Here is a 25,352-nt window from a genome sequence, read left to right as displayed (position 1 = left end):
ACCACCATGCTGCCAATCGCCGGACTGGCGCAGCACTGGCGAAACCGCGATGGGTTCAGCGCAGGGTCGCCGCCACACGCGCCGGGTCGGCCGGGTCGATTCCGGCCTCGGCCCACGCCTCGCGCAACGCCTGGGCACCTTTGAGGCGAACCCATGCCGCCTCGTTCGCGGTGACCGGTACCGCGCGCAGGAAGCGGATCGCCTCGGCGGGGGCAGATAGTTCGAGCGGTGCCAACTCGTCCTGCGCCAACAGCACCGCGGTGAACGGTGCGCCGTCCCACAGCGGGGCACCGAGGTCGACGAGGGCATCGGGCCCCAGCACGAGGCCCTCCACCATCGGCGCAGCGGCGATCATCGCCAACGCCTTGTGCAGATTGCGCAGTCCCGCCTCCCCGGGCGGTGTCAGCCGCATGACCACCTCGGCGCGCGGGCCCCGGACCGGATCGGGGTTGAGGTCGGCCGGGTCGGCCATCGGGTGCCTCGACGCGCCCGCGGTGACGTAGGTCAGGCACCCCGCGTCGACGTCGGCGAACCGCAGCACGTCGATCGGCTCGGCGCCCAGGAAGGTCACCGATGCCCGCTGCGGCACCGCGCCGAGCTCGCGCTGGAGGTGCTGGCTCAGCAGGTCCGGGTTCCAGCCGCCGCTCACCGCGACAGATTGACGCCGGTCTTCGCGTCGAATACGGCGACCTTGTCGGCGTCGAACACGAGCGTGGCCCGGTCGCCGCGGCGGATCTGCGACTGCGGCGACAGCCGCGCCACGATCTCGCCGCCGGGGGCCTGCAGGTGGGCGTAGTTGTCCGAGCCCAGCGATTCGAGGACGTCGACGACCGCGACGACCTCCTGCGCTCCGGTGGACCGGACCGACACCATCGCCGCGTCGTGCAGGTGCTCTGGACGGACGCCGAGGACGACCGAACCGTCGCTGCGCACCGCCGTCGCATTGGCCTCGACATGAGCCCCGTTCGGCAGGGCCACGACTCCGAGATCAGTCTGCACCCCGCCGGGGACGAGTCGGCCCGGCAGCAGGTTCATCGCCGGGCTCCCGATGAAGCCCGCGACGAAGAGGTTGGCCGGGTTGTTGTACAGATCGTCGGGTGTCCCGATCTGCTGAACGTAGCCCTCGCGCATCACGACGACCCGATCGCCCAGCGTCATCGCCTCGGTCTGGTCGTGGGTCACGTACACCGTCGTCGTGCCCAGCCTCGCCTGCAGCCGGGCGATCTCCACGCGCATCGCACCGCGCAGCTTGGCGTCGAGGTTGCTCAGCGGCTCGTCCATGAGGAAGGCCTTGGGCGAGCGCACGATCGCCCGGCCCATCGCCACGCGCTGGCGCTGCCCGCCCGACAGCTGTGCGGGCTTGCGGTCGAGGTAATCGTCGAGCCCGAGGATGGCCGACACCTGCGCGACCTTGGCGTCGATCTCCTCGCGCGGCAGCTTCGGCCGCGCCAGCGACAACGGGAACTCGATATTGCGCCGGACCGTCATGTGCGGGTACAGCGCGTAGTTCTGGAACACCATCGCGATATCGCGGTCGCGCGGCGCAGTCTCGTTGACCCGCACGCCGTCGATGCGCAGTTCACCGGAGGTGATGTCCTCCAGGCCCGCGATCATGTTCAGCGTCGTCGACTTCCCGCACCCAGATGGACCGACGAGGATGAGGAACTCCCCGTCGGCGATGTGCAGGTCCAATTCCGCAACGGCCACTGATCCGTCGGGATACCGCTTGCTGATGCCGTCGGCGACGATTTCGGCCATGGGGCTACCCCTTCACCGCGCCGGAGGTCAGCCCGGCGACGATTCGACGTTGGAAGATGAGGACGAAGACGATGATCGGGATGGTGATCACCACGGCCGCGGCAGCGATCTGACCGGTCGGCTCGGTGAACTCCGAGACGCCGGTAAAATTGGTGATCGCCACCGGCGCGGTGATCGCCCGATCACTCGACGTCAAGGACAAGGCGAGTAGCAGCTCGTTCCACGAGAAGATGAACACCAGGATCGCTGCGGTGACCACACCCGGCGCGGCCAGGGGCACGATGACCCGGCGGAAGGCCTGTGCGCTGGTGGCACCGTCTAGCTTGGCAGCCTTCTCCAAGTCCCATGGAATCTCCCGGAAGAACGCTGAGAGCGTGTACACGGCCAACGGCAGGGCGAACGTGATGTAGGGCAGGATCAGGCCCGGCCACGTGTCGAACAGCCCGAGGCGCCGCTCGATGTTGAACAGCGGCGTGACCAGGGAGATCTGCGGGAACATCGCGATCAGCAGCGTTGCGCCGACGAGCGCCTTCTTGCCGCGGAAGTCCAGCCGAGCGATCGCGTAGGCGGCCATGGTGCCGATGACCACGGCGATCACCGTCGTGATGAGGCCGACGCCGACCGAGTTGACCAGCGCGCTGGTGAAGCCGCGGTAGGCGAAGGCCTCGCGATAATTGTTCAGGGTCGGGTCGGCCGGCAACAGTTTGCCGTCAGTCGGGTTGGACTTGAACGACAGGCTCAGGATCCACAGCAGCGGGATCAGGGCATAGAGGATGACCAACAGGTTGATCGCCGACCAGCCGAGTTTGCGCTTGTCCATCCCCGTCACCGCCCCTCGTCACGCGCACCGGGCGCCGACGTCCCGAAGCCCTTGATGAACAGGGCTGCGATCAGCGCGACACACAGGAAGACGAGGACGCTGATCGCCGAGCCGGTACCCAGGTTGAACGCCTTGAACAGGTTGTCGTAGCCCAGGATGGACACCGAGCCGGTGCCGCCCGCGCCCTTCGTCAGCACGTAGATGTTGTCGAAGATGCGGAAGGCGTCAAGTGTGCGGAACAGCAGTGCGACGAGGATCGCCGGCTTCATCAGCGGAATGATGATCCGCCACAACCGGGTCCACGCCCCCGCGCCGTCGACCTGGGCGGCGCGCAGCAGATCGTCGGGGACCAGGGCGAGGCCGGCCAGGAGCAACAGCGCCATGAACGGCGTCGTCTTCCACACCTCGGCGAGCACGATGATCGCCAGCGACGGGAGCTGATGGGTCAGCGGCGCCGACCCGTCGGGCAGGAGATTGGCCAGGTAGCCGGTGTCCGGCGTCCACGCGTAGTACCAGGACATCGCGGCGACGACGGTGACGACGCCGTACGGCAGCAGCACCATGGTGCGGACCGTCCCACGGCCGACGATGGTCCGGTGCATGACCAGCGCGATCGCCATGCCCAGCACGAGCTCGATGGCCACCGAGACGACCGTGATCAGCAGCGTCACCCCCAGTGCGCTCCACCAGTAGCCGTCGGACAGGACCGCTCCGTAGTTGCCCAGGCCGACGAATTCGGTGCGGCCCGGCTCGGTCAACGAGACACGGTTGAGCGACAGCCACACCGAGTAGACGATCGGGTACGCGGTGACCAGCGCCATCAGCAGCACGGCCGGGGTGATGAGGAGGTAGGCGAGGCGACGATCGCCCGCGGCGCCGCTCACGGGACCAGCCCTTCACCGTCGAGCGCCTTGCGCGCGGTCGCGGCGAGTTCGTCAGCGAGCTTCGCCGGGTCCCACGACCCGACGGGGTGCAGCTTCGCCGCGAGCATCGTCGACAGCGTCGAGTAGACCGGCGTCGCCGGGCGCGACGTGGCGTGCTCGTCGCTGAACTGCAGGCGCAGCAGATCGGCCATCGGGAAAGCCGAGCGAAGCTCCGGCTCGTCGTAGAGCGCCTTGGCGGTCGGCGCCATCGACGCCTTCAACGCGTACTGCCGCTGGGCGTCGACGCTGGTCAGGCAGCGCACCGCACGCCATGCGCGGTCGGCCTTGTGCGACCGCGACGAGACTGCCAGGTTCAACCCGCCCAGCGTCGAGCGGGCCGGCAGTGCAGCCTCGACACCGGGGTACGGCGCGTAGGCGAATCGTTTGGCGAGCACCCGGTTGGCTTTGGCGAGCTCGACAGCGTTCGGCGTCGGCGCATCCTCGGCGAACAGGCCGGCGAACTGCCGCATCTCCGGGAAGAACGGGACCTGCTGGTTCTCGTCGGTACCGGTGGCGGCGTTGGAGCGCATCGACGAGTAGACGTAGGGCCAGTTCAGCTCGAACGTCGCCTGCCCCCGCTCCATGCCCAAGCGCGAGGGGTCCTCGGTGTTATTGGACAGTGACGGATCGGCGCCCGGGGCGGTCGCTACGGCCTTGAGCACGTTCAGCGCGCGGACCGTCGCCGCACGGTGCTCGGGCGTGTCGGTCAGCGTGACCTTCGACGGATCGTCGGGGTCGAGTACCGAGCCACCCGCGCTGGCCAGCACTGAGTTGAACCACACGACGAGGCCTTCGTACTGGGCCCCCTGCACCATGATGTAGCTCGGCACCGTCTTGCGTTGCGCCGCCGGCAGCGCCGCGTTCTCCGCGATCACGGCCTTGCGGATCACCTCGTTGTCGGCCAGCAACTCGTCCCACGTCGCCGGCGGTGTCGAGCGCTTGACATAGCGGCGCAGCAGGTCGGGTCGGTACCAGAGCAACTGCGTGTTGGCCCAGGTCGGCACCGCGTAGAGGCGCGGCGCGGCGTCGTCGGGGCGGCGCCACGTCGCCGTCGCCAGCGGACCACCCAGGACCGATTGGCCCAGCGGCGCAGCGAGGTCGTCGGGCACCGGTCGCGCCCACCCCGCCTCGGCGAACTCCGCGGTCCACGTGACGTCCATGGCGAACACGTCGACGCCGGAGTCCCCGCCGGCGAGGCGGCGGGCGAGTTGCAGGCGCTGGCCGTCGGCGTCCTTCGGCAGGCGCACCACCGAGACCCGGTACCCGTCGGCGCACTGCGCCGCGACCGCTTCGATCGCAGCGGCGTCGTTGCCGGGCACATAGGCGGTGACGACGTCGGGAGCCACGCTGTTCGCGCAGGCCACGGCCAGGGGTGCACTCATCGCGAGCACGGCCGCCAGCGCGGCTCGGCGCACTACCACCGTCGGGTCCTCCTCAGCCGGGACAGGTGCTCACAGGGACAGCTGCGCCAGCATATCCCGGCCGCGTTCGGCGGTGGTCGGATCACACAGCACGTCGTAACGCCCGGCCACCAGTTGCATCGTCGACGCGAAGTCGCGCTGTCCGCGCATCATCGCGTACGGGATCGCCGATGACACGACGCCGAAGACGATGCCGCCCGCGACGCCCATCAGCAGCGCGGTCTGCGCCGGAGTCACGACGAACGACGCCAGCATGCCGATGAACAGACCCAGCATGGCACCTCCGGCGATGCCCTGCAGGATGACACGGCCCCACGTCAGCCGTCCGGTGACGCGCTCGACCTGCATCAGGTCGACGCCAACGATCGTGACGTTCTGCACCGGGAAGCTGTTGTCGGACAGGTAGTCGACGGCCTTCTGCGCCTGTGCGTAGGTCGGATAGGAGCCGATCGGCCATCCCGATGGCGGCGTCGGCAGGCCGGGAGTCCCCCGACCGGATTGTTGGGGCTGCATGGCTTAACCCTTCGATGCGTTTGCCCACCGGGCCATTACGCTGGCACGTATGTCGGTGAGCAAGGTCTTTGTGGCAAGACTAGTAGGACTCGCCGTTCTTGGCCCCGACGGCGAATCGATCGGGCGCGTCCGTGATGTCGTGATCTCGATCCGCCTGTCCGGGTTGCCGCCGCGGGTGCTCGGACTCGCCGTCGAGCTGACGACGCGACGCCGGATCTTCGTCCCCATCCTCCGGGTGACCGCCATCGACCCGCACAAGGTCACACTGTCCACCGGAACGGTGAGCCTTCGCCGGATGCATCTGCGCCCGGGTGAGGCGCTGGCCGTCGGGCAGGTTCTCGACACCTCGGTGCGCGTCACCGATCCTGATCTGGCCCAGTTACACGACGAGGACCTCACCGTTGTCGACCTCGGGATCGAGCGGGGCCGGACGCGCGACTGGTTGGTGACGCGCGTGGCCGTGCGCGCCAATCGCCTGCGGTTGGGCCGCCGCGGCGAAATCCACGTCGTCGAGTGGGGTCATGTGCGGGGGTTGACCCAGACCTCGCTCAACCTGCCCGGGCAGGCGGTCGCGGCGGTCCTACTCCAACTCGACGGGATGCGCGCGGCCGACGCCGCCAACGTGCTGCGCGAACTGCCACCCAAGCGCCGCGAGGAGATCGCCGCGGCGCTGCACACCGAGCGGCTCGCCGACATCCTCGAAGAGCTACCCAGCGACGATGCGCAGTCACTGATCGCCGTGATGGGCACCGGCCGCGCCCGCAACGTGCTCGGCGCCATGGAGCCCGACGACGTCGCCGACCTCGTCGGCGAAATGGCACCCGGCGAGGCCGAGCGGTTGCTGTCGCTGATGGACCCCGAGGAATCCGAGCCGGTGCGGCGACTGTTGACGCACTCCCCCGACACTGCCGGCGGCATGATGACCCCTGAGCCGCTCGTCGTCACCGCCGCGACGACCGTCTCCGAGGCGTTGGCCCGGGCACGCGACCCGAAGGTCACCCCCGCCGCGGCGAGCATCCTGTTCGTCGTCCGGCCGCCCACCCAGACGCCGACCGGCAAGTACCTCGGTTGCGCGCACCTGCAGGTGCTGCTGCGCAACCCACCGGCCACCCTCGTCGGCGACCTGCTGGATACCGATCTGGGCCACCTGCGCCCAGAGGACTCGGTCGAGACCGTGACCCGCTATTTCGCCACCTACAACCTCGTGTGCGGCCCCGTCGTGGACGAGGACGGACACCTGTTGGGCGCGGTGGCCGTCGACGACCTCCTCGACGAGATCCTGCCCGACGACTGGCGCGAGACGGAGCCGGAATCGCAGGCTCCGCTCGATCTGGCGGCAGGAGGAGACCGATGAGCACTCGCAAGGGCGGGCGACGGCTCGATCAGCCGTCGGATCGGCGGCGTCCACCGGTCTTCACGATGGATGCCGACGTCGTCGGCGTGTACAGCGAACGGCTGGCCCGGTTCCTGGGCACCGGACGGTACCTGGCGATCCAGACGGTCATCGTCGTCGTGTGGATCGTGCTGAACTTGCTCAGCTTCATCCACCACTGGGACCCGTATCCGTTCATCCTGCTCAACCTGGCCTTCTCGACCCAGGCCGCCTACGCGGCGCCGCTGATCCTGCTGGCCCAGAACCGCCAGGAGAACCGTGACCGGGTCGCCCTGGAGGAAGACCGCCGACGGTCCGCCGAGACCAAGGCCGACACCGAGTTCCTCGCCCGCGAACTCGCCGCGGTCCGACTCGCAGTCGGCGACACGGTCACTCGCGACTACCTTCGCAAAGAGCTCGATGACCTCCTCGACGATCTCGTCGAACGGCTGGCGCAGCGCGACGACGAGGCACACGACTGAGGCTCGTGATCACCAGTGTGATCAGAATCGAGGGTTCCCGAGTATCGGGTTTCGGGGTTTCGCTATGCTGTCAGGTGATATGGGACACTCGCCGGTTCGGGGACCGGCGGTCACAACGGGGTGAGGTTTCACATGAGTGGCATCGCGTTTTGGCGACGCGCGCAAGGGCCGACGCGCCCGCGCCGTGCCGTCGGCCGCGTGCTGACCGCGGGCGTGGGCACGACCGTCCTGGGGGCGATGGTGCTGGGCTCGGCCTCGTCGAGCACGATCCTCGGCCAGAGCGGGACTCCCGTTGCCGACGAGGCGGCCAGCGTTACGCAGGTGGTGGGCATCGCGCCCGCTGAATACAACACGGCCGCCTGGTTCGCACCGCCCAAGCCAGTCGGCAACCCGATGATCGCTCCCCAGTTCCGGATCGCGGCGGGCATCCCGTCGGGTCCGCTCGGCATCCCCGGGGTCGTGCTGCAGGCCTACAAGCTGGCGGCGACCCGGGTCGGCGCGGAGACGCCCAATTGCAAACTGCCGTGGTTCCTGCTCGCAGGCATCGGTCGAATCGAATCCGGCCACGCGGGCAACGGCAACGTCGACGAGTACGGAAACACGCGTTCGGCGATCCTGGGCCCCTCCCTCGACGGGACGCTGGCGGGCAACGCCGTCATCCTCGATGCGCAGGGCAACGGCGCACGGGCCATGGGCCCGATGCAGTTCATCCCCAGCACCTGGGCTTCGTGGGGATCCGACGCGAACGGTGACGGCAAGGCCGATCCGCAGAACGTCTTCGACGCCACGTACTCCGCGGGCCGCTACCTGTGCGCCGGGGTCAACGACATCATGGCCGGCAACAACGCGGTCGCCGCAGTGTTCCGCTACAACCACTCGATGGCCTATGTCACCAACGTCCTGGCCTGGGCCGGCGCGTACTCGACCGGTGTGATGCCCACCCAGGGCATCCCCGACATGCACGCGACGCCGGTCGACGCCGAGAAGGACAAGGACAAAGACAAGAACAAGAAGGACCCCAAGAAGCCCGGCGACGACAAGCCTGGCGATGCGAATGCGCCCGGGGCCGAGCCCAAGACCGAGCAGCCCGGCGGCCAACCGAAGCAGAAGAAGGAAAACTGCTTCATCGTGTGCTTGCCACCTGAGCTCGGCGGTCCCAAGCGCGCTCCGGCTGCGCCGAAGCCGCCCGCCGGGGCGGACCAGCAGCCGAAGGCGGGTCAGGCCCCGAAGCCCGGCGCCCCCAAGCCCGGCGCCCCGAAACCCGGCACTGCCACCAAGCCCGGTGCGGCCGCCAAGCCCGGTGGGGCAGCGCCGTCGTCGGCGCGCACGGCACCTCTTCGCTGACCGTCGGAAACGGCTTCGCCGGGCGCGACTAAGCTGAATCCCGATGAACGCCACAGCCCCATCTGAAGCCGCCATCCGGGCCGCGCTGAGCAAAGTCGACGACCCCGAGATCGGCAAACCCATCACCGATCTCGGCATGGTCAAGTCGATTTCCATCGGCGCCGCCGGCGCCGTCGAGGTCGTCGTTTACCTGACGACGTCGGGCTGTCCGATGCGCAACGAGATCAGCGAGCGGGTGCAGCGGGCACTTGCCGATGTGCCCGGCGTGGGCGCCATCGACGTGCGCCTCGACGTGATGGACGACGAGCAGCGCACCGCACTGCGCAAGAAGCTGCGCGGCGACCGAGCCGAACCGGTCATCCCGTTTGCCCAGCCCGGATCACTGACCCGCGTGTACGCGGTCGCCTCCGGCAAGGGCGGTGTCGGCAAATCGAGCGTCACCGTCAACCTCGCCGCCGCCCTGGCCCGGCGCGGGCTGTCAGTGGGCGTCCTCGACGCCGATATCTACGGGCACTCAGTCCCCCGGATGCTGGGCAACGACGCCAAGCCGACCCAGGTCGAGCAGATGATCATGCCCCCGATCGCCCACGGGGTGAAGTTCATCTCGATCGGACAGTTCACCGACGGGAACACACCGGTCACGTGGCGCGGTCCGATGCTGCACCGGGCGCTGCAGCAGTTCCTCGCCGACGTCTACTGGGGCGACCTGGACGTACTGCTACTCGACCTGCCTCCCGGTACCGGCGACGTGGCAATCTCCATCGCCCAACTCATCCCGGGCGCGGAGATCCTCGTCGTCACCACGCCGCAGCAGGCGGCGGCCGAGGTTGCCGAGCGAGCCGGCGCCATCGCACTGCAGACGCGGCAGAAGGTCCTCGGCGTCGTGGAGAACATGTCGTGGCTCGAACTGCCCGACGGGTCACGCATGACGCCGTTCGGCGAAGGTGGCGGCGAGCAGGTGGCGCAGCGGCTCAGCCGGATGATCGGCGCGACGGTCCCGCTGCTCGGCCAGGTACCGTTGGAGACGTCGGTGCGTGAGGGCGGCGACGCCGGTGTGCCCGTCGTGCTGTCGGCGCCCGAGTCGCCGGCCGGTGCGGCGTTGGGCGCGATTGCCGACAAGCTGGCCGTACAGCGGCGCGGACTGGCCGGGATGAGCCTGGGCATCGACACCGCACGACGCAACTGAGTCGTCTCCCCGGCGACTGCGGGCGCGTCCGGTCTACGTGGCTTCCCAGTCAGCGGCACTGTGATGCGCGCCGGTGGTGCGCTCCCCCGCCGTCGTATCGGCGGATTCCCCGGCGTCGTCACCTCTGTCGACGCGGCCCGTCCCATCCTGGGCCGTCCCAGGCGTGGACCGCTCGCCCTCATCCGCCAGATCGGTGTAAGTCTTGGGGTCCAGCAGCGAGTCGTCACCGCCCAGCAGGTGCTTGGTGACCAACGCCCGCGGACTGGTCGATCGCAGTTCGTTTAGCTGCTGTAGCGGTTCGCGCAGGTCGTCGAACTCCGGTCCCAGTTCCTTGCGAAGGTCGGCCGTCGCACCGGTCACGTAGTCACGCGCTTTGCGGAACCAGCTCAGCGACGACGAGATCGCCCCCGGCAACCGCTCGGGGCCGAGGATGATGAGCCCCGCGGCGATGAGGATCAGAATCTCGCCCCAGCCGAGATTGGCGAACACGGGTCTATGTCCTAGTCGCCGTCGGGGACGATCGAGCCGGTGAAGGTCCGTCCGTCGCGCCAGTAGGTGAAATCGACCTTCTCGCCGATCTTCGTACCGCGGACCGCCACCGACAGTTCATCCGACGACTCGATCGGCCGGCCGTTGAACTTCGTGATCACGTCGCCCTCGCGGATCTGTGCTCTCTCGGCCGGGCTCCCGGCGACCACGTTGGCGACCCGGGCGCCGAGGACCTTCTGGTTGCGGACGGACGTGGCGGTGAGCCCGATCGACGGGTGGACCACCTTGCCGTGCGCGATGATCGTCTGCGCAATCGGCCGGACCTGATTGATCGGGATCGCGAACCCGAGGCCCATCGAGCCGCCGCTGGTCGTCTGGATCATCGAGTTGATGCCGATGACTCGCGCCTGCGAGTCGACGAGCGGGCCACCGGAGTTGCCGGGGTTGATCGCGGCGTCGGTCTGGATGGCGTCGATCACCGCGTCAGTGTCAGAGTCGTTTCCCGGCGGCAGTGCCAGAGCGCGGTTAACCGCGCTGACGATTCCACTGGTCACCGTTCGGTCCAACCCGAGTGGCGAGCCGAAGGCCACGACGTTCTCGCCGATCTGCACCTTGTCCGAGTCGCCCAACGTGGCGACGGTGATGTTTGCGACGTTGTCGACCTTGACGACGGCGAGGTCGCTCTTCGGGTCGCGTCCGACGATTTTAGCCGGGACCCGGGTGCGGTCGTAGAACACGACCTCGGTCGTCGCCGTCTTGTCCTCGGCGGCCATCGCCACCACGTGGTTGTTGGTGACGATGTAGCCGGCCTTGTCGATGATCACACCCGAACCGGTGCTCGAGGAGCCCGTCGTGCGCACGTCGATCGCCACGACGGCCTTCTCCACGGCACGCACCACCCGCGCGACCATCGACCGCGGTTCATCGCCGCCCTTGCCGGAGTCGGCCGGCAGCGTGACCGTCTGGCCGCGGGACGAATTGTCGTCACCGGCGAAGAACGCGCCCACCAGGGCACCGAGCAGGCCGATGGTTACCGCGAGCGCCGACAGGCTCAACAGTGCCTGCCACGAGATCCGGTGGCCCAAGAGCACCTCGCGCACTCCGAGCTTCGGGCCGGGGTCGACCGGATCGACTGCGTCGGGACGCGACTTGGCGGGGGCCGACAGATGGGCTGGGCTGGCCGGATCGCGCCAGGGGTCGACGGGCTCGGCCGCCACCTCGACCTCGCCGTAGCGGGCGTCGGGATCGCGTGCGAGCGTCTCAGTCGATCCGGACGGGCGGCTGAACGCCTCCGCGAGGACCGGGTCGGGGGCCGCGACGGTCGGCTGGGCGCGCCCGGCCGTGGCCGCCTTGGCACTCGCCTCGGAGTCGAATGAGCCGTCGACGCCGTCGGGCCGACCGAACACCGCGGTGGTGGCCGGGGAGACCGGGGCGTGGCGAGGAGCCGTGGGTACCGGTGCGCGCGGAGGGATCACGCGCTGGGCGGCCCAATTGTCGTTGGTCACTAACGGCCTCGTCGGAAGAATCCTCGTGGGCGCGGCGAACCCTCACCGCGCGACACGAATTGTTGGACATCGAACTCGCTGGTGGGAATCTGCGACAGCTGGCCGAGAAGGCCCAACGGCGCGGTGATGCCGGCTCCATCGGCGCGCAGCGCGGCCCGGGCCGCCTTCTGCGATTCAACCGCAGCGGTGCAGGTGGGACACAGATTCAGGTGGGCGTCGGCGCGGGAGACCGCAGTGGCGCCCAGCTCGCCGTCGGCGTAGGCGGCAACAGCTTCGGGCGAGAGGTGTTCGGTGGAGGCGAACGGCCGGCCGCCAAGCGTACCGGGCTTGCGGTAGTCGGCGTTGGGGCGCACCGTCGGCGATGTCGGCGTCCACCGACCCGAATCGAGAAAGTCCACCACCGCTCCTCCGTGTTGCGCCACCTGCTCAGACCAGCTTATCCGACGCTACAACGATTGCCCGTGCGACGCGGTTCCCGATCCGTGGTCAGCGTGCGGTGGCACACTCGGCGCGATTGGCGACGAGGTAGTCACGAATGCTCTGGCGGCCACGGTGGATCCGACTGCGCACAGTGCCCATCTTCACGTCGAGGGTGGCGGCGATCTCCTCGTACGACAGCCCTTCGATGTCACACAGCACCACCGCGGCGCGGAATTCCGGCGCAAGTCGGTCCAGAGCGGCCTGCAGTACGGGGTCGAGGTTCGCGTCGGCGTAGATCTGCTGCGGGTCGGGGCTGTCGCCGGGGACACGGTCGTGATCCTCGGGCAACGCCTCCATGCGGATCTTCGCGCGTCGGCGCACCATGTCGAGGAACAGGTTGGTGGTGATGCGGTGCAGCCATCCCTCGAACGTGCCCGGCTTGTAGCTGGTGAGCGAGCGGAACACCCGGATGAAAGTCTCCTGGGTGAGGTCTTCGGCATCGTGCTGGTTGCCCGAAAGTCGATAGGCGAGGCGATAGACCCGGTCGGCGTGCTCGGCGACCAGCTCCTCCCACGACGGCATGAGCGCGACGTCGCCGGTGGCGTCGAAGCGCGCAGTGCCGGTGAGGTCGTCGACGGGCCCCGGCAAGGCCGGGGTCTTCTCGACGGGCCGGGTCATCATGGTGGCGCTCGTCCCCTCTCGGCGACCGGTTTGACCGGTCGATTGTCATCCAACTCAACACTGCGGCGTCAAGCGCGTATTCCGCACAGTCACCGTCGGAGTCGATCTTTCGTCTACCTTTACCGACCGAATTGTGGTGCCCGTATGAGTGGCCTGAGTGTTGTCTAAGGATCGGGCGCCCAGGTGGCCTACGCTTTTGAGCGTGACTGACTACAGCTACGTCGAGTCGGCGATCGTCGAGGACGACGCCCTGCTCAGCGCGCGCGCCCGCGCCGACGAATTGGGGGCGCCCACCCCATCGCCCGCGGTAGGCGCGCTGCTCGCGCTCCTGGCCCGCGTGGCCGGCGCCAAGGCGGTCGTCGAAGTGGGCACCGGGGTCGGCGTGTCCGGTCTGTGGCTGCTGGCCGGGATGACCGACGACGGCGTGCTCACGACGATCGATCCGGAGCCGGAGTACCAGCAGGCCGCTCGCGAGGCGTTCGCGGCGGCCGATGTCCCTCTCGGGCGCACCCGCTTGATCAACGGCTCGCCCATCGAGGTACTTCCCCGACTGGCCGACGAGTCATACGAACTCGTCTTCCTCGACGGCGAGGTCCTCGACCATCCGCGTTACCTCGCCGACGCGGTGCGGATCCTGCGCCCGGGCGGCGTTGTCGTGCTGCACCATGCGGGCGCTTTGGACCCGGGTCACACCGGCCCGGTAGCCGATGCCGTGCGAGAGGCCGCGCTCATCGTCGCCGATGACGACCGATTCCTACCGGTCGTGATCCCGCTGGGCGCCGGCATCCTCGCCGCGGCGAAGGCGCGCTAGGAGTTCAGCGGCTAGGAGTACCGCGGCAACGTCGCTGTGGAGGTCCTAGACGTCGGTGGAGAAGCGGATCCCCCCGTCGGGGATCTCCACCCCCGGCCAGATCCGCGCCCCGCGCAGCAATTCGCAGCCCGCACCGATCCTGGCGTTGTCGCCGATCACCGTGTCACGCACGAGCGCACGGGAGCCGATGCGTGCGCCGCGGCCGATGATGCTGCGCTCAACCACCGCACCTTCACCGATGACGGCGTCGTCGAACACCACTGCACCGTCGAGCCGTGCGCGTCGGCCGACCGTGGCGCCCGCGCCGACGACGGTGCCGCCGATCACGACCGCGCCGGGACCCACCGTCGCGCCGTCCTGGACGAGGAACTCGCCGCGTCGGTCCCCGAGCGCTGGCGAGGGCGCGATGCCGCGGACCAGGTCGGCCGAACCGCGCACGAAGTCCTCCGGCGTGCCCATGTCGCGCCAATACGACTGGTCGACGTAGCCCTGGACGTGCCGACCCCGCGAGAGGAGTTCGGGGAAGACCTCGCGCTCCACCGACACCGGGCGGCCCGCCGGGATTGCCTCGATGATCTCGCGTCGGAACACGTAGGTGCCCGCGTTGATCTGGTCGGTCGGCGGGTCCTGGGTCTTCTCGAGGAACGCGGTGACCCGGCCGTTGTCGTCAGTCGGCACACAACCGAAGGCGCGCGGATCCCCAACGCGGACCAGGTGCATCGTCACGTCCGCACCCGATGAGCGGTGCATCGCGAGCACCTCACCGACGTCGGTGCCGCCGAGCACGTCGCCGTTGAACACGAGGATGTCGGGCGCGGTCAGCTCGTCGAGCACGTTGCGGATGCCGCCGCCGGTTCCGAGTGGCTCGATCTCGGTGACATAGCGCAGATTCATGCCCAGCGACTCACCGTCGCCGTAGTACTCCTCGAACACCTCGGCTCGGAACGACGTGCCCAGCACGACGTCGTCGATCCCGGCCGCCTTGATCCGCGACAGCAGGTGCGTGAGGAAGGGCTGGCCGGCGGTCGGCAGCATCGGTTTGGGCGCCGAGAGCGTCAGCGGCCGCAACCGTGTGCCCTTTCCGCCGACGAGGATGACGGCCTGCACGTCGTTGCTCACGACTCTCCTCCTAGTTCCCGTTCGGCCTGCGCCGCACGGTCGAGTTCCCGGCGCGCTGCACGCACGGCGATCCGGGATCGCAGTGCCAGACCGACTCGCAGGCCCCAGCGCAACGGTGCGCGCAGTGCGCCCGGGTTGCGGTCGGCCTGGAAACGGTACGCACTGGCATGGTGTGCCGGCAGCATCAACTCGGGATTCTTGCCGGCTGCATGTCCCTTGGTGTGCAGGATCTCTGCGCTGGGCACGAACACGTTCTGCCACCCGGCCTTGCCGAGCCGATCGCCGAGGTCGACGTCCTCCATGTACATGAAGTAGCGCGAGTCGAATCCGCCGACGGCGTCGAATGCCTCGCGACGGAGCAGCAAGCATGATCCCGACAACCACCCGGCGGCACGCTCGACGTCGGTGCGCTCATCGTCGAGATAGGCGCGGGTGAACGGGTTGTTCTTCCAGACGGCGCCCAACAGCGCATGGCCGGTGCCCGACACGAGTTTGGGGACACGCCGCGCCGACGGGTACACCGAGCCGTCGGGCTCGCGGATCAGCGGTCCCAGCGAACCGGCGCGGGGCCAGCGCTTCGCGGCGGCGAGCAGTTCGTCGAGTGAACCCGACCCCCAGGCGACATCCGGGTTCGCCACGACGATGAACTCCACTGTCGGATCGATCTCTGCAACCGCCCGGTTCACGGCGCCGCCGTACCCGAGGTTCGCGCCGGTGCGGACCAGCGTCACGCGCTCGTAGTCCCGCTCGGCCGCCTCCGGCGCACCGTCGTTGGAGCCGTTGTCGGCAATGACGACTCGCGGATCGGTGCCGGTCGCCAGCGCCAGGGTGTCGAGGAACGACTTCAGATAATCGCCCGACGAGTAGGTCACGGTCACGACGGCGAGCTGATCAGTCACGCCGGACAGCCTAACGAACCAGCGCGTCAATCAGCGCATCGCGCCAGTCGCGCAGCGGGCTCAACCCGGCGTCCGCCCACGACAGTGGCGACAGCACGGAGTACGCCGGACGGGGGGCAGGTCGGGGGAAATCCGCGGTGGTGCACGGCGCGACACGATCGGCGTCGAGCCCATCGGCGGTGAACACCGCCTGCGCCAGGCCGCACCAGGTGGTCCATCCGGCATTCGTCGCATGCAACACAGTGCCGCGCCCGGCGTCGGCCGCGATCAGCTCCCAGAGCCCACGGGCGAGGTCGATCGCGTAGGTGGGCGAGCCGGTCTGGTCGTCGACGACGGTGAGCTTCTCGCGCTGCGCCGCCAGTCGCCGCATGGTGGCGACGAAATCGTTGTCGTCGGGGCCGCCGGTGTAGACCCAGGCGGTGCGCACGATCGTCGCCATGGGGTCGGCGGCACGCACCCGCCGTTCACCGGCGAGTTTGGTGCGGCCGTACACGCTCGGTGGTTCGCCACCGGTGTCGTCGGGCTCATACGGTGCCGTCCGGTCGGCGGGTCGCGGGGCGGCGGGGCCGTCGAAGACGTAGTCGGTGGACAGGTGGACCAGACGTGCACCCGACGCGGCGGTGACTGCCGCGAGGTGGGCCGGGCCGTCGGCGTTGACCACGGCAGCGACCGCCTCATCGGTCTGCGCGTCGTCGACCCGCGTATAGGCGGCACAGTTCACGATGACGTCAGACGGGTCGAGTCGGCCACCGGCCCACCTCAGATCCGCCACCGCAGCCGGGTCGGTGATGTCGAGGTCGGCCGACGAGAGTCCGACGAACTCGACGTCGTCGGGCCTCGTCGATCCCAGTGCCCGGCCAAGCTGACCGGCCGCACCGGTGACGAAGACGCGCATGGTTCCCATCATGGCCGATCCGCCGTGTCCGGCGTTGCGCTCCCCTTCTATCCCCATTTGTCTCAGTAGAGTGGTTCTTGAACTTTCGTAACACTTGCCACTCGAGACACAAGGGAGACCGGCCAGCCGTGGACAAAGCCAGCCCGACGCGTCGCCCGGCGCGCCCCCAAGAGCGCGACGGCCGTCGGCCCGCACCGCAGCAGGTCCCCGGGCGCAAGCAGGGTCCGGCCCGCACCCGCTCCGGCGAGATCCACACGCGCGAACCCCACCCCGCGCAGCCCGTCAAAACCGCACAACCGAAGAAGCGGCCGGCATCGAAGACGCCCCCGGATCAACCACCAGTTGCCACGAACGCGGCGGCGAAGGACCCGCGCCCGAAGGCGCCGAGGCGCACAGCTCCCGCATCGCAGGCGACGCCCAAGGATCGAACGCGACCGACCAGCCCGTCACCGTCGACTCCGCCGCCCACTACGCCTCCGCCCGGTGATCGTCGCAGCCTCTTCGGCGAAGGCGGCGGCCGCAAGGCAGTCCACCGCACGGGCCAGCTCGTCGTCGCCCTGATCTCCGTCGCCACGTTGGCGATCGCCGGGTATTCGTGGCGCTCGACGACCGAGGTGACCAACTCGATCACGCAACTGGCCGGCCTGAACCTCGGCGGCGGCGCCGACGGTGCCGTCGACCTGCTGCTCGTCGGCACCGACTCGCGCACCGACGCCAAGGGCGTACCGCTCACCAGCAAGGAGTTGCGCTGGTTGCGCGCCGGCGACGAGACCGCGACCAACACCGACACCATCCTGCTGATCCGCATCCCGAACAACGGCTCGTCGGCCACCGCGATCTCCATCCCGCGCGACGCCTACGTCGACGTCCCGGGCATCGGGAAGAGCAAGATCAACGCCGCCTATGGCGCAACCAAGGAGAAGGTCCGGCGCACGGCGGTCGAACGGGGCGGCAACCCCGACAAGGCCGAGCGCGACGGTACGCAAGCCGGCCGCAAGGCACTGATCGGCAGCGTCGCCCAACTGACCGGCGTCGAGGTCGACCATTACGCCGAGGTCGGTCTCCTCGGGTTCGCGCTGCTCACCAATGCCGTCGGCGGTGTCGACGTGTGCCTCAAGAACCCGGTGCGCGACGTCTACTCGGGCGCCAAGTTCCGCAAGGGGCGCCAGACGCTGAACGGCCCCAAGGCGCTGAGCTTCGTGCGCCAGCGTCACGGCCTCCCCCGCGGCGACCTCGACCGCATCACCCGCCAACAGGTGTTCATGGCCTCTCTCGCGTCCAAGATGCTGTCGGCAAAGGTCCTCGCCGACCCGAAGACGATGGGCAAGCTGCAGAAGGCGGTGTCGCGGTCGGTCGTCATCGACGACAACTGGGACATCCTGTCCTTCGCCGAGAAGCTGCGCGACCTTTCCGGCGGCAAGGTCCGCTTCGCAACGATCCCGATCGTCACCGAGGAGGGGTGGAGCGAAGAAGGGCAGTCGATCGTGAAGGTCGACCCGAAGGCGGTCCACGAGTTCACCGGCCGACTCCTCAACGGCGACGACGCGAAAAAGAGCGGCGGCAAGGCGTCCTACGCCGTCGATGTCGTCAACGCGGGCACCATCGACGGACTCGCCGCCAACGTGTCGAACATCCTGACCGCCAAGGGATTCGGGCCCGGGAAGACGTCCACGAAGCCGATCAACGAACGCGATTCGATCATCTTCGCCCACAATGCCGACGACGCGACGGCCAAAGAGCTGTCACAAGCCCTGGGTGGCGTGGCTATCCGGGCCGACGAGACCATCCCGCAGCGCCAACTCCGCGTGGTGTTGACCAACACGTACTACGGACCTGGCTCGATCATGGACACCGGGCCCCAGCCGGAGGTGCAGCGCGCCGGAGAGGCGTCACGCCGCGTCGCCGCCCGCGCCGGGTCCTCGCGCGCCCCGATCACCGCGGCCACCGACGGCCCGATGTGCGTCAACTGACCGCGAGTTTCCCGATCTGTGGGGCGTCGGCGCCGAAGTGCCGGTACATCGCCGCCTCCCGCGCCTTGCGACCGCGCCATTCCAGGTAGGGCCCACCCAGCGGCGTGCGGCCGATCACCTGGTAGCTGATCGCGTTGCGGACCCACGCCAGCCCGAAGGCCCAGGGCGGTCGCTGCGGTAGGTGCAGATCGCGCATGCCGCGCGGGCCGAGGAAGCCCTCCAGCATGCTCAGCAGCCGCTCGCGCTCGTAGCGCCCGGCCAGCGCCGGGAACCTGCGGTACTCGAGGTCGGTCTGGACGTCGACGAGTGCATTGGCGAGCCGGCCTCCGGCGTCGGTGACGTCGGCCTGCACCAGTAGCACCGCATAACTCAGCGCGTGCTGGCTGCGCTCGTCATCAAACAGCCAGTCCTCGTCGACGCCGATCAGCCAGCCCACGTACTTCCACAGGTGCATCAGCGCGCGTGAATCCGCCCGGTTCACCGGCACCCCCAACGCCCGGACCCCCATCAACAGGGCACCGGAGAAGAGATTCAAAGTGGCGGCCAGGTCGGCCTGGTTGATCGGCAACCCCCACTCGGCGCTGTCCCAGCGGCCGTTGTGCTCGAAGGAGTCGTTGACCAGGGCGTGCATCAGGCGCACGTGCACGGTCAGCTTCCATCCCTCACCGTCGCGGAGCATCCCGTCGTGTTGGCCGACCGCGACAGCCCACGTCTGGGTCTCGCCGAGCCGACGTTTCGCTGTGGCCGGACGGAGCCCGCCGGTCTGCGCCAACAGGTCGACGGGGCCGCCGAACCGGTATCCGCCGATCAGGCCGAGCTGCAACAGGACGTCGACGGCGTTGCGCCCGAGGCGCCGGTAGACCTGAGCCCCCCGGTTGCACAGGTCGGGGTCGACCCAGGCCGGCGGCTCGCCGACCGTGTCGAAGAACGCGCGCAACGCCGGCGAGGCGTCGTCGGGAGCGCCGTGCTCCAGGGCGTCGTGGAAGTCAGCCATCGCGACCCGATCCGAGTCGTCCGCGGGCCGTCGCATCGCGGCCACCAGCGCTGCTGCGGGCTCGTCACGCTGCATCAGGCGGGCTCGGATGCGCGCCAGCTCGGCGTCGCCGGGCTCATCGAGTCGCCAGTAAGCGCGCAGCATCGCCCCGATCCGACGACCCCGGCGCGGTGCGGCGCCGTACCGTCGCGGAACGACGGAACCGGGCTGCTCAGAACGCGGTCCGGTAGTCACATCAAGCGTCATAATGAAACGATTCTAGTGATTTGTGTCACCCATGGGGAACGAACGACGCGTTAGCCTTCACCTGTGCCTTCGATCACCGACGCGATCCTGACCGCGACACCGGACCCCACGCGGCCCATGCTGACCTTCTACGACGACAAGACCGGCGAGCGGACCGAGCTGTCGGCGCTGACCCTGGGCAATTGGGCGGCCAAGACCGCCAACTACTTCCGCGACGAACTCGGCGTGGCGCGCGACGACACGATCATCGTCGACCTCCCCGAACACTGGCAGACGGTGGCGATCCTGCTCGGCGCCTGGTGGGCCGGGGCGACGGTCGCGTTTGCGGGTGAGGCCGCCGAGGATGCACGGGTCGTGGTCACCTCGCTCGCCCGTCTCGACGACTACGCCGACGCCGAGGAACTCGTCATCGCCTCGCTCGACCCGTTCGGCATGGGCGCGGGCGATCTGCCGGTCGGCGTCGCGGACTTCGGCCCCTCGGTGCGCGTGCACAGCGACAACTTCACCCCCGGCACCGACGCAGCTGCCGCCTTGCGCGATCGGTCGCCGTCGTCGGTGCTGGAGGACGCCCGCGGCGCCGCGGATGCCGCCGGAATCGGCCGTGGCGACCGCGTGCTCACCACTCGGACCTGGAACGACGCCGAGACGGTCGTCGCCAACCTGATCGGTCCCCTGACCGTCGGTGCAGGCCTAGTCGTCGTCGCCCATCCCGATGAGGAGCGGATCGCCGCCCGCGCCCAGACCGAACGCGCGACGACCACCCTGCGCTGAGCACGGTCAGTGCGTGCTCGACAGCACCGCCACGACGACCCCGGCAAGGCTCAACAGCACCACGGTCACCGCCATCACGATGGCCGCCCGGCGCCGTCCCCGCGCCGCGGCATTGACCGCTACTCCGGTGCACACCAGGATGGCGGCGGCGTAGGCGGTGACCCCGAGCGTCCACAGGGCGGGATCGCCCGCGGCGAGGTTCACGGAATCGGACATGGCGCTGATCATGCCAGGAGTGTTCACAATCGGATCACGCCGACGCATCAATGGTGAACCACCCGTCGCCATACCCGCGAGGTCTTCGCTATGTTGTAGATCGTGTCGTTTCGAGTAAAAGTCAGCGCGGCCTCGATGTCCGTGGCCGCGGTCGTCGGAGCCTTCGCCGCCGCACCCGCGCCGTCGGCCGATGCCGATATCCCCGTCCTCTACAACGGCCTGCTGTCCACCACGGGCTGCCTCATCCCGAACTACCAGGTCATCACGACCTGCTCCAAGCTCGAGGCATTGAGCCCTCGCGCTCCGGTCATCTTGAATGTCAACCCGGTCGGCGTGCGCATCGTCGTCCTAGGCGCACGGCTCAACAACAACGGCAGCCTGCCCGGCGTCCTGATCCCCCGCCTCGACGCGGCACTTCAGCTCGCCCGCGGGTTCCCCACCACCGGCATCATCACCACCGGCGGCGTGACCAATCGGCGAGCCGGGCGCAGCGAGGCCGCAGCCATGAAGGACTGGCTGGTCCGCCACGGTGTCGCACCACAGCGCATCGCGACGGAGAACCGGTCTGGCTCGACGGTCCAGAATGCCCGCAACGTCGCGCCGATGCTGCGCGCCGGAGGCGCCACCGGTGTCGTCGTGGTGACGAGCAACGATCACCTGCGCCGTGCGATGGTCAACTTCCGGTCCGCCGTCAACGGTTCGATGCCGGTTGCCGGCGTCGTTCCCGGCCCCGGCAACGGCAGCGGGTCGAGCTCGGGTGGATCCGGCTCGATGGGCTCGAGCTGAGCGCGTCCCGCGCTCAACGCCTCGAGCCCACCGACCTTCGACGCTAGGTCAGCGCAGCAGCGCGCGGCTCATGACGACGCGCTGGATCTGGTTGGTGCCCTCGTAGATCTGGGTGATCTTGGCGTCGCGCATCATGCGCTCCACCGGGAAATCGGTGGTGTAACCGGCGCCGCCGAACAGCTGGACGGCATCGGTGGTGACCTCCATCGCAACGTCGGAGGCCAAGCACTTCGACGCCGAGCTGATGAATCCGAGATTCCCCTCGCCGCGCTCGGCACGGCAGGCGGCCGAATACACCATCAGGCGCGCGGCCTCCACCTTCATCGCCATGTCGGCGATCATGAACTCCACACCCTGGAACGAGCTGATCGTCTTACCGAACTGCTTGCGGTCCTTGACGTAGGCAATCGCCGCGTCGAGGGCGCCCTGTGCGACACCCACCGCCTGCGCACCGATCGTCGGACGCGTGTGGTCGAGCGTGGCCAGCGCGGTCTTGAAGCCGGTGCCCTCGTCGCCGATGATGCGGTCGTCGGGGATCGTGCAGTTCTCGAAGTACAGTTCGGCGGTCGGGCTGCCCTTGATGCCGAGCTTGTGCTCGAGCGGACCGACGGTGAAGCCGGGATCGTCCTCGTGGACCATGAACGCCGAGATGCCGTTGGCACCCTTGTCGGGGTCGGTGACCGCCATGACCGTGTACCAGCTCGACTTGCCGCCGTTGGTGATCCAACACTTGGAACCGTTGATCACCCAGGTGTTGCCGTCCTTGCGGGCGCGGGTCTTCATCGATGCGGCGTCGGAGCCGGCTTCACGCTCGGACAGTGCATAGGAGGCCATCGCCTCGCCCGACGCAATCGACGGCAGCACCTTGGCCTTGAGCGCGTCGTCACCGGAGAGGATCAAGCCCATCGTGCCGAGCTTGTTGACCGCCGGGATCAGCGACGCGGAGACGTCGACGCGGGCGACCTCCTCGATCACGATGCACGCGGCCAGCGAGTCGGCGCCCTGGCCGTCGAACTGCTCGGGGACATGGATGGCGTTGAAGCCGTTGGCGACCAGCGCGGCGCGCGCCTCCTCGGGGAAGCGCGCCTTCTCGTCGACGTCCTTGGCGTAGGGAGCGATCTCCTTCTCGGAGAGCGCGCGGATGGCCTCGCGCAGCGCCTCATGCTCCTCGGGCAGCTGGAACACGTCGAAGTCCGGGTTGCCGAATGCCATTGCCTTCTCCTCCTGGCACGTCGTGCCAACGTCGGTCTGATCCGTTCATCGCGAACGCGGTGCTCCAAGTATTGCCGATCGAAAGCGCCGCGGTGCGCGGACCACCCCCACCCGTGGGATTGCCGGGTGAGCTCCGCCACGTGAAGTGCGATAGGCCACACTGGGAGCATGAGACTTCCCCATGCGCTCGGGCGCTTCAACAAGGTCGTCACCAATCCGATCCAGCGCCAGTGGGCTCCGCACGTCGCGCCGTGGGCGATGGTGTCCCACATCGGCCGAAAGTCCGGCACACGCTATTCGATCCCCGTACTCGCCTGGACCGAGGGCGACCGGCTCTCGATCGTCCTGACCTACGGACCGGGCACCGATTGGGTCAAGAACGTGCAGGCCGCCGGTCGATTCGACATCGTCCGCAAGGGCAAGCAGCACACCGTCGTCGGGCCGCGCGTCGTCCCGTCGGACTCGCCCGACATCGTCAAGGGCGCCCGTGTTGCGGCCCGCGGATTCGAGTACGTCCTCAACGGCACCATCCTCCCCGACGACAAGGCGAATTCATGAAGCTCCCCCGCGGTCTGGCACGGTTCAACAAGCGCGTCACCAACCCGATCCAGCGCCGATGGGCGCCCTACGTCGCACCCTGGGCCATGGTCGAACACGTCGGCCGCAAATCCGGAACGCGCTACAGCATCCCGGTCCTCGCCTGGGTCGACGGCGACAAGGTCTCGATCGTGCTGGGCTACGGCCGCAACAGCGACTGGGTACGCAACGTCGAGGCCGCCGGCGGTTTCGAGATGACCCGACGAGGGCAGCACCTACACGTCGTCAATCCACGCGTGGTCGCCTCGGATTCCCCCGACATCGCCGCAGGTGCGCGCAGTGCGGCCCGTCGCGTCGAGCACGTCCTGACCGGCACCATCGCCGGGGAGACCGCATGAGCCGCGACCCCCTCGACGATTTCACGGTCGAAGAGTTCACCGCCGACGGCAAGACCAGCCCCGTCTATGTGACGGGCAGCGGGCCGGCCGTCATCGTGATCGCGGAGATCCCCGGTATCACCCCGCTGGTCGCCTCGTTCGCCCGGCGCGTGGCCGCAGCCGGCTGCACGGTGTTCGTGCCGTCGCTGTTCGGCGTGGACGGACTCGACCCGGCGAAGCTGGCGCGGCCCGGCACCTTTGCCGACACCGGCCGCGCGGTCGGCAGTCTGCTGCGCAAGGTCTGCGTCAGCCGCGAGTTCACCATCCTCGCCACCGGTCGCACCTCGCCGGTTGTGTCGTGGTTGCGCGCCCTGGCCCGAGAGGCCCACGAGCGGTGCGGCGGGCCCGGCGTCGGTGCCATCGGCATGTGCCTCACCGGAGGCTTCGCCCTGGCGATGGCAGTCGACGACACCATGATCGCGCCGGTATTGTCCCAGCCGTCGCTGCCACTGCGGGTGGTCGGAAACGCCCGCAACATCGATATCTCCGACGACGATCTCGCACGCGTCAAGTCGCGCTGCGCGGCCGGGCTGCAGGTCATGGGCTTGCGGTTCGACGGGGATCCGATGGTTCCCGCGGAACGATTCTCGTACCTGCGCGATCAGCTCGGCGACGCGTTCATCGGCATCGAACTGCCCGGTTCCTCGGCGAATCCCGATGCGCTCCTGCCGGTTCCGCACTCGGTGGTCACCGAGCAGTTGATCGACGAGCCCGGTGAACCCACCCGCGAGGCGCTAGACCGTGTCATTGCGTTCTTCACTGACAAGCTCGGCGTCAGCGCGTGATCGGCACATCGGCTACCGATTCTCACAACACCTACCGTTGCAACCGCAGCAGTCGTGAGGATCTGTAGCTGATGCGTGCAATCCTCCTCGTCGACCCAGCCGGTGACTCCCTGCGCGGCGCCCACGCGCCATTCGCCCAGAACCGCGGACGGATCAGCCGCTATGACCCCGAGGTCTCGGTGTTCTTCGCGCACCCACCCGAGCTCGACGCGAGCGACTGGGCGGACCTGCGTGCGTTGACCGGACCGGGCGGAACGGCGAGCCTGCGCCGACGGCTCTCACCGATACCCGACGATTGGACGCTGCTGCGCACCTTCCACCTGGTCGTGTACAGCAGTGCGGGTCTGGAAACGCGACCCGATGATGAAGCGCTCATCCTGGGACCCGACGACGTCGACGAGATGCTGGCGCTGGTCGCGCAGGCACAACCGGGCCCCTTCGCGCGCCGCACCATCGAACTCGGCCGCTACCTGGGATTCCGCGACGACGACGGGCAGCTCATCGCCATGGCCGGCGAGCGGATGCGACCACCGGGGTGGGGCGAGATCAGCGCCGTGGCCACCGCCGAGCGCGCACGCGGACACGGCTTGGCGGAACGGTTGATCCGGGCGGTCGGCGCGCACATCGTCGCGCGCGGCGACACCCCGTTCCTGCACACCAGCGCCGACAACCCGGCGCGCGCCCTCTACGAGCGCCTCGGGTTCGAACTCGTCGACGAGGTGGACCTCGAGATCGTGCAAGCCGCCGTCTGAAGGGCGCC

28 protein-coding genes are annotated in these 25,352 nt (G+C 68.8%); 12 read left to right on the top strand and 16 right to left on the bottom strand.

Annotation, left to right across the window (positions count from 1 at the left end; translation table 11 throughout):
* Positions 1–55: 55 nt before the first annotated feature.
* From B4L26_RS11290 to B4L26_RS11265, 6 genes are read right to left on the bottom strand one after another with little or no spacing between them, the layout of a single operon-like run.
* Positions 56–649, bottom strand: a complete 594-nt coding sequence (locus B4L26_RS11290) for a suppressor of fused domain protein (protein ID WP_290718967.1) — start codon at positions 647–649, stop codon at positions 56–58.
* Complete coding sequence (locus B4L26_RS11285; RefSeq protein ID WP_290718966.1) at positions 646–1,758, bottom strand: ABC transporter ATP-binding protein; 1,113 nt, start codon at positions 1,756–1,758, stop codon at positions 646–648. The genes B4L26_RS11290 and B4L26_RS11285 overlap by 4 nt, the downstream gene beginning before the upstream one ends.
* Positions 1,759–1,762: 4 nt before the next feature.
* Positions 1,763–2,578: a carbohydrate ABC transporter permease gene (locus B4L26_RS11280; protein ID WP_290718970.1), complete on the bottom strand. Its 816-nt coding sequence runs from the start codon at positions 2,576–2,578 to the stop codon at positions 1,763–1,765.
* 5 nt (positions 2,579–2,583) lie between these two features.
* Positions 2,584–3,462: a carbohydrate ABC transporter permease gene (locus B4L26_RS11275; protein ID WP_290718965.1), complete on the bottom strand. Its 879-nt coding sequence runs from the start codon at positions 3,460–3,462 to the stop codon at positions 2,584–2,586.
* Complete coding sequence (locus B4L26_RS11270) at positions 3,459–4,922, bottom strand: extracellular solute-binding protein (protein ID WP_324551512.1); 1,464 nt, start codon at positions 4,920–4,922, stop codon at positions 3,459–3,461. The genes B4L26_RS11275 and B4L26_RS11270 overlap by 4 nt, the downstream gene beginning before the upstream one ends.
* 30 nt (positions 4,923–4,952) lie before the next feature.
* On the bottom strand, positions 4,953–5,435 hold the full coding sequence (locus B4L26_RS11265) for a general stress protein (protein WP_290718964.1): 483 nt from the start codon (positions 5,433–5,435) through the stop codon (positions 4,953–4,955).
* Between the two features lie 49 nt (positions 5,436–5,484).
* Between B4L26_RS11265 and B4L26_RS11260 the strand changes: the two genes are divergently transcribed.
* The 4 genes from B4L26_RS11260 to B4L26_RS11245 all read left to right on the top strand — a co-directional run bounded on the left by B4L26_RS11260 (position 5,485) and on the right by B4L26_RS11245 (position 9,819).
* Positions 5,485–6,789, top strand: a complete 1,305-nt coding sequence (locus B4L26_RS11260) for a magnesium transporter MgtE N-terminal domain-containing protein (RefSeq protein ID WP_290718963.1) — start codon at positions 5,485–5,487, stop codon at positions 6,787–6,789.
* A complete protein-coding gene (locus B4L26_RS11255) occupies positions 6,786–7,289 on the top strand; it encodes a DUF1003 domain-containing protein (protein WP_290718962.1) in 504 nt (167 codons plus the stop codon). Before B4L26_RS11260 ends, B4L26_RS11255 begins: the two co-directional genes overlap by 4 nt.
* 132 nt (positions 7,290–7,421) lie before the next feature.
* Positions 7,422–8,633, top strand: coding sequence for a lytic transglycosylase domain-containing protein (locus tag B4L26_RS11250; RefSeq protein ID WP_290718961.1), 1,212 nt, complete (start codon positions 7,422–7,424; stop codon positions 8,631–8,633).
* 43 nt (positions 8,634–8,676) lie between these two features.
* Positions 8,677–9,819: an Mrp/NBP35 family ATP-binding protein gene (locus B4L26_RS11245; RefSeq protein ID WP_290718960.1), complete on the top strand. Its 1,143-nt coding sequence runs from the start codon at positions 8,677–8,679 to the stop codon at positions 9,817–9,819.
* Positions 9,820–9,852: 33 nt separating this feature from the next.
* Here the strand turns inward: B4L26_RS11245 and tatB are convergent, their stop codons facing one another.
* The 4 genes from tatB to sigE all read right to left on the bottom strand — a co-directional run bounded on the left by tatB (position 9,853) and on the right by sigE (position 12,914).
* Positions 9,853–10,308 carry a Sec-independent protein translocase protein TatB gene (gene tatB / locus B4L26_RS19095; protein WP_409563477.1) on the bottom strand — a complete coding sequence of 152 codons (456 nt, stop codon included), beginning with the start codon at positions 10,306–10,308 and terminating at the stop codon, positions 9,853–9,855.
* A gap of 11 nt (positions 10,309–10,319) precedes the next feature.
* Positions 10,320–11,813 carry a S1C family serine protease gene (locus B4L26_RS11235; protein ID WP_290718959.1) on the bottom strand — a complete coding sequence of 498 codons (1,494 nt, stop codon included), beginning with the start codon at positions 11,811–11,813 and terminating at the stop codon, positions 10,320–10,322.
* Positions 11,813–12,211 (bottom strand): zf-HC2 domain-containing protein, encoded by a 399-nt coding sequence (locus tag B4L26_RS11230; protein ID WP_290718958.1) that lies wholly within the window; start codon positions 12,209–12,211, stop codon positions 11,813–11,815. The genes B4L26_RS11235 and B4L26_RS11230 overlap by 1 nt, the downstream gene beginning before the upstream one ends.
* Before the next feature lie 88 nt (positions 12,212–12,299).
* Positions 12,300–12,914 (bottom strand): RNA polymerase sigma factor SigE, encoded by a 615-nt coding sequence (sigE, locus tag B4L26_RS11225; RefSeq protein WP_290718957.1) that lies wholly within the window; start codon positions 12,912–12,914, stop codon positions 12,300–12,302.
* Between the two features lie 202 nt (positions 12,915–13,116).
* Here sigE and B4L26_RS11220 point away from each other — a divergent pair, with 202 nt between their 5' ends.
* Positions 13,117–13,725: an O-methyltransferase gene (locus B4L26_RS11220; protein WP_409563478.1), complete on the top strand. Its 609-nt coding sequence runs from the start codon at positions 13,117–13,119 to the stop codon at positions 13,723–13,725.
* A 45-nt stretch (positions 13,726–13,770) separates the two neighbouring features.
* On the opposite strand, the gene B4L26_RS11215 is transcribed toward B4L26_RS11220, so the two are convergent.
* Genes B4L26_RS11215 through rfbD form a run of 3 tightly spaced genes read right to left on the bottom strand, consistent with a single transcriptional unit; the run spans position 13,771 to position 16,695 of the window.
* The gene (locus tag B4L26_RS11215; protein WP_290718955.1) at positions 13,771–14,844 is read right to left on the bottom strand and encodes an NDP-sugar synthase; all 1,074 of its coding nucleotides are present in this window, start codon (positions 14,842–14,844) and stop codon (positions 13,771–13,773) included.
* A complete protein-coding gene (locus B4L26_RS11210; protein WP_290718954.1) occupies positions 14,841–15,743 on the bottom strand; it encodes a glycosyltransferase family 2 protein in 903 nt (300 codons plus the stop codon). Before B4L26_RS11210 ends, B4L26_RS11215 begins: the two co-directional genes overlap by 4 nt.
* 10 nt (positions 15,744–15,753) lie before the next feature.
* Positions 15,754–16,695, bottom strand: a complete 942-nt coding sequence (gene rfbD / locus B4L26_RS11205) for a dTDP-4-dehydrorhamnose reductase (RefSeq protein WP_409563479.1) — start codon at positions 16,693–16,695, stop codon at positions 15,754–15,756.
* 71 nt (positions 16,696–16,766) lie between these two features.
* Between rfbD and B4L26_RS11200 the strand changes: the two genes are divergently transcribed.
* A complete protein-coding gene (locus B4L26_RS11200; protein WP_290718953.1) occupies positions 16,767–18,608 on the top strand; it encodes an LCP family protein in 1,842 nt (613 codons plus the stop codon).
* Here the strand turns inward: B4L26_RS11200 and B4L26_RS11195 are convergent.
* On the bottom strand, positions 18,601–19,848 hold the full coding sequence (locus tag B4L26_RS11195; protein WP_290718952.1) for an oxygenase MpaB family protein: 1,248 nt from the start codon (positions 19,846–19,848) through the stop codon (positions 18,601–18,603). The genes B4L26_RS11200 and B4L26_RS11195 overlap by 8 nt on opposite strands.
* A 63-nt stretch (positions 19,849–19,911) precedes the next feature.
* Here B4L26_RS11195 and B4L26_RS11190 point away from each other — a divergent pair, with 63 nt between their 5' ends.
* Positions 19,912–20,619, top strand: a complete 708-nt coding sequence (locus B4L26_RS11190; protein ID WP_290718951.1) for a TIGR03089 family protein — start codon at positions 19,912–19,914, stop codon at positions 20,617–20,619.
* A gap of 6 nt (positions 20,620–20,625) precedes the next feature.
* Here the strand turns inward: B4L26_RS11190 and B4L26_RS11185 are convergent, their stop codons facing one another.
* Positions 20,626–20,835, bottom strand: a complete 210-nt coding sequence (locus B4L26_RS11185) for a hypothetical protein (protein ID WP_290718950.1) — start codon at positions 20,833–20,835, stop codon at positions 20,626–20,628.
* A gap of 102 nt (positions 20,836–20,937) precedes the next feature.
* Between B4L26_RS11185 and B4L26_RS11180 the strand changes: the two genes are divergently transcribed.
* Positions 20,938–21,621 carry a YdcF family protein gene (locus tag B4L26_RS11180; protein WP_290718949.1) on the top strand — a complete coding sequence of 228 codons (684 nt, stop codon included), beginning with the start codon at positions 20,938–20,940 and terminating at the stop codon, positions 21,619–21,621.
* Between the two features lie 48 nt (positions 21,622–21,669).
* Here B4L26_RS11180 and B4L26_RS11175 read toward each other — a convergent pair whose 3' ends face one another.
* A complete protein-coding gene (locus tag B4L26_RS11175; protein ID WP_290718948.1) occupies positions 21,670–22,833 on the bottom strand; it encodes an acyl-CoA dehydrogenase in 1,164 nt (387 codons plus the stop codon).
* Between the two features lie 168 nt (positions 22,834–23,001).
* On the opposite strand from B4L26_RS11175, the gene B4L26_RS11170 reads away from it, so the two are divergent.
* The 4 genes from B4L26_RS11170 (at position 23,002) to B4L26_RS11155 (ending at position 25,344) form a co-directional block, all read left to right on the top strand.
* Positions 23,002–23,391, top strand: a complete 390-nt coding sequence (locus B4L26_RS11170; protein ID WP_290718947.1) for a nitroreductase family deazaflavin-dependent oxidoreductase — start codon at positions 23,002–23,004, stop codon at positions 23,389–23,391.
* Complete coding sequence (locus B4L26_RS11165; protein ID WP_290718946.1) at positions 23,388–23,768, top strand: nitroreductase family deazaflavin-dependent oxidoreductase; 381 nt, start codon at positions 23,388–23,390, stop codon at positions 23,766–23,768. Before B4L26_RS11170 ends, B4L26_RS11165 begins: the two co-directional genes overlap by 4 nt.
* Positions 23,765–24,592 carry a dienelactone hydrolase family protein gene (locus B4L26_RS11160; RefSeq protein ID WP_290718945.1) on the top strand — a complete coding sequence of 276 codons (828 nt, stop codon included), beginning with the start codon at positions 23,765–23,767 and terminating at the stop codon, positions 24,590–24,592. Before B4L26_RS11165 ends, B4L26_RS11160 begins: the two co-directional genes overlap by 4 nt.
* Positions 24,593–24,663: 71 nt before the next feature.
* Complete coding sequence (locus B4L26_RS11155; protein WP_290718944.1) at positions 24,664–25,344, top strand: GNAT family N-acetyltransferase; 681 nt, start codon at positions 24,664–24,666, stop codon at positions 25,342–25,344.
* Positions 25,345–25,352 lie beyond the last annotated feature (8 nt).

Origin of the sequence: Gordonia sp. UBA7599, assembly GCA_002477755.1 — a bacterium.
Lineage (GTDB): Bacteria > Actinomycetota > Actinomycetes > Mycobacteriales > Mycobacteriaceae > Gordonia.
The sequence above is the reverse complement of the archived record's forward strand: the minus strand, read 5'-3'. Positions and strand labels throughout refer to the sequence as shown.

Coding starts and splice junctions, on each gene's coding strand:
- B4L26_RS11285 (WP_290718966.1), bottom strand. CDS start 1,758: ATGGCCGAAATCGTCGCCGACGGCATCAGCAAGCGGTATCCCGACGGA.
- B4L26_RS11280 (WP_290718970.1), bottom strand. CDS start 2,578: ATGGACAAGCGCAAACTCGGCTGGTCGGCGATCAACCTGTTGGTCATC.
- B4L26_RS11265 (WP_290718964.1), bottom strand. CDS start 5,435: ATGCAGCCCCAACAATCCGGTCGGGGGACTCCCGGCCTGCCGACGCCG.
- B4L26_RS11260 (WP_290718963.1), top strand. CDS start 5,485: ATGTCGGTGAGCAAGGTCTTTGTGGCAAGACTAGTAGGACTCGCCGTT.
- B4L26_RS11255 (WP_290718962.1), top strand. CDS start 6,786: ATGAGCACTCGCAAGGGCGGGCGACGGCTCGATCAGCCGTCGGATCGG.
- B4L26_RS11250 (WP_290718961.1), top strand. CDS start 7,422: ATGAGTGGCATCGCGTTTTGGCGACGCGCGCAAGGGCCGACGCGCCCG.
- B4L26_RS11245 (WP_290718960.1), top strand. CDS start 8,677: ATGAACGCCACAGCCCCATCTGAAGCCGCCATCCGGGCCGCGCTGAGC.
- sigE (WP_290718957.1), bottom strand. CDS start 12,914: ATGATGACCCGGCCCGTCGAGAAGACCCCGGCCTTGCCGGGGCCCGTC.
- rfbD (WP_409563479.1), bottom strand. CDS start 16,695: ATGGGGATAGAAGGGGAGCGCAACGCCGGACACGGCGGATCGGCCATG.
- B4L26_RS11195 (WP_290718952.1), bottom strand. CDS start 19,848: ATGACGCTTGATGTGACTACCGGACCGCGTTCTGAGCAGCCCGGTTCC.
- B4L26_RS11185 (WP_290718950.1), bottom strand. CDS start 20,835: ATGTCCGATTCCGTGAACCTCGCCGCGGGCGATCCCGCCCTGTGGACG.
- B4L26_RS11175 (WP_290718948.1), bottom strand. CDS start 22,833: ATGGCATTCGGCAACCCGGACTTCGACGTGTTCCAGCTGCCCGAGGAG.
- B4L26_RS11170 (WP_290718947.1), top strand. CDS start 23,002: ATGAGACTTCCCCATGCGCTCGGGCGCTTCAACAAGGTCGTCACCAAT.
- B4L26_RS11165 (WP_290718946.1), top strand. CDS start 23,388: ATGAAGCTCCCCCGCGGTCTGGCACGGTTCAACAAGCGCGTCACCAAC.
- B4L26_RS11160 (WP_290718945.1), top strand. CDS start 23,765: ATGAGCCGCGACCCCCTCGACGATTTCACGGTCGAAGAGTTCACCGCC.
- B4L26_RS11155 (WP_290718944.1), top strand. CDS start 24,664: ATGCGTGCAATCCTCCTCGTCGACCCAGCCGGTGACTCCCTGCGCGGC.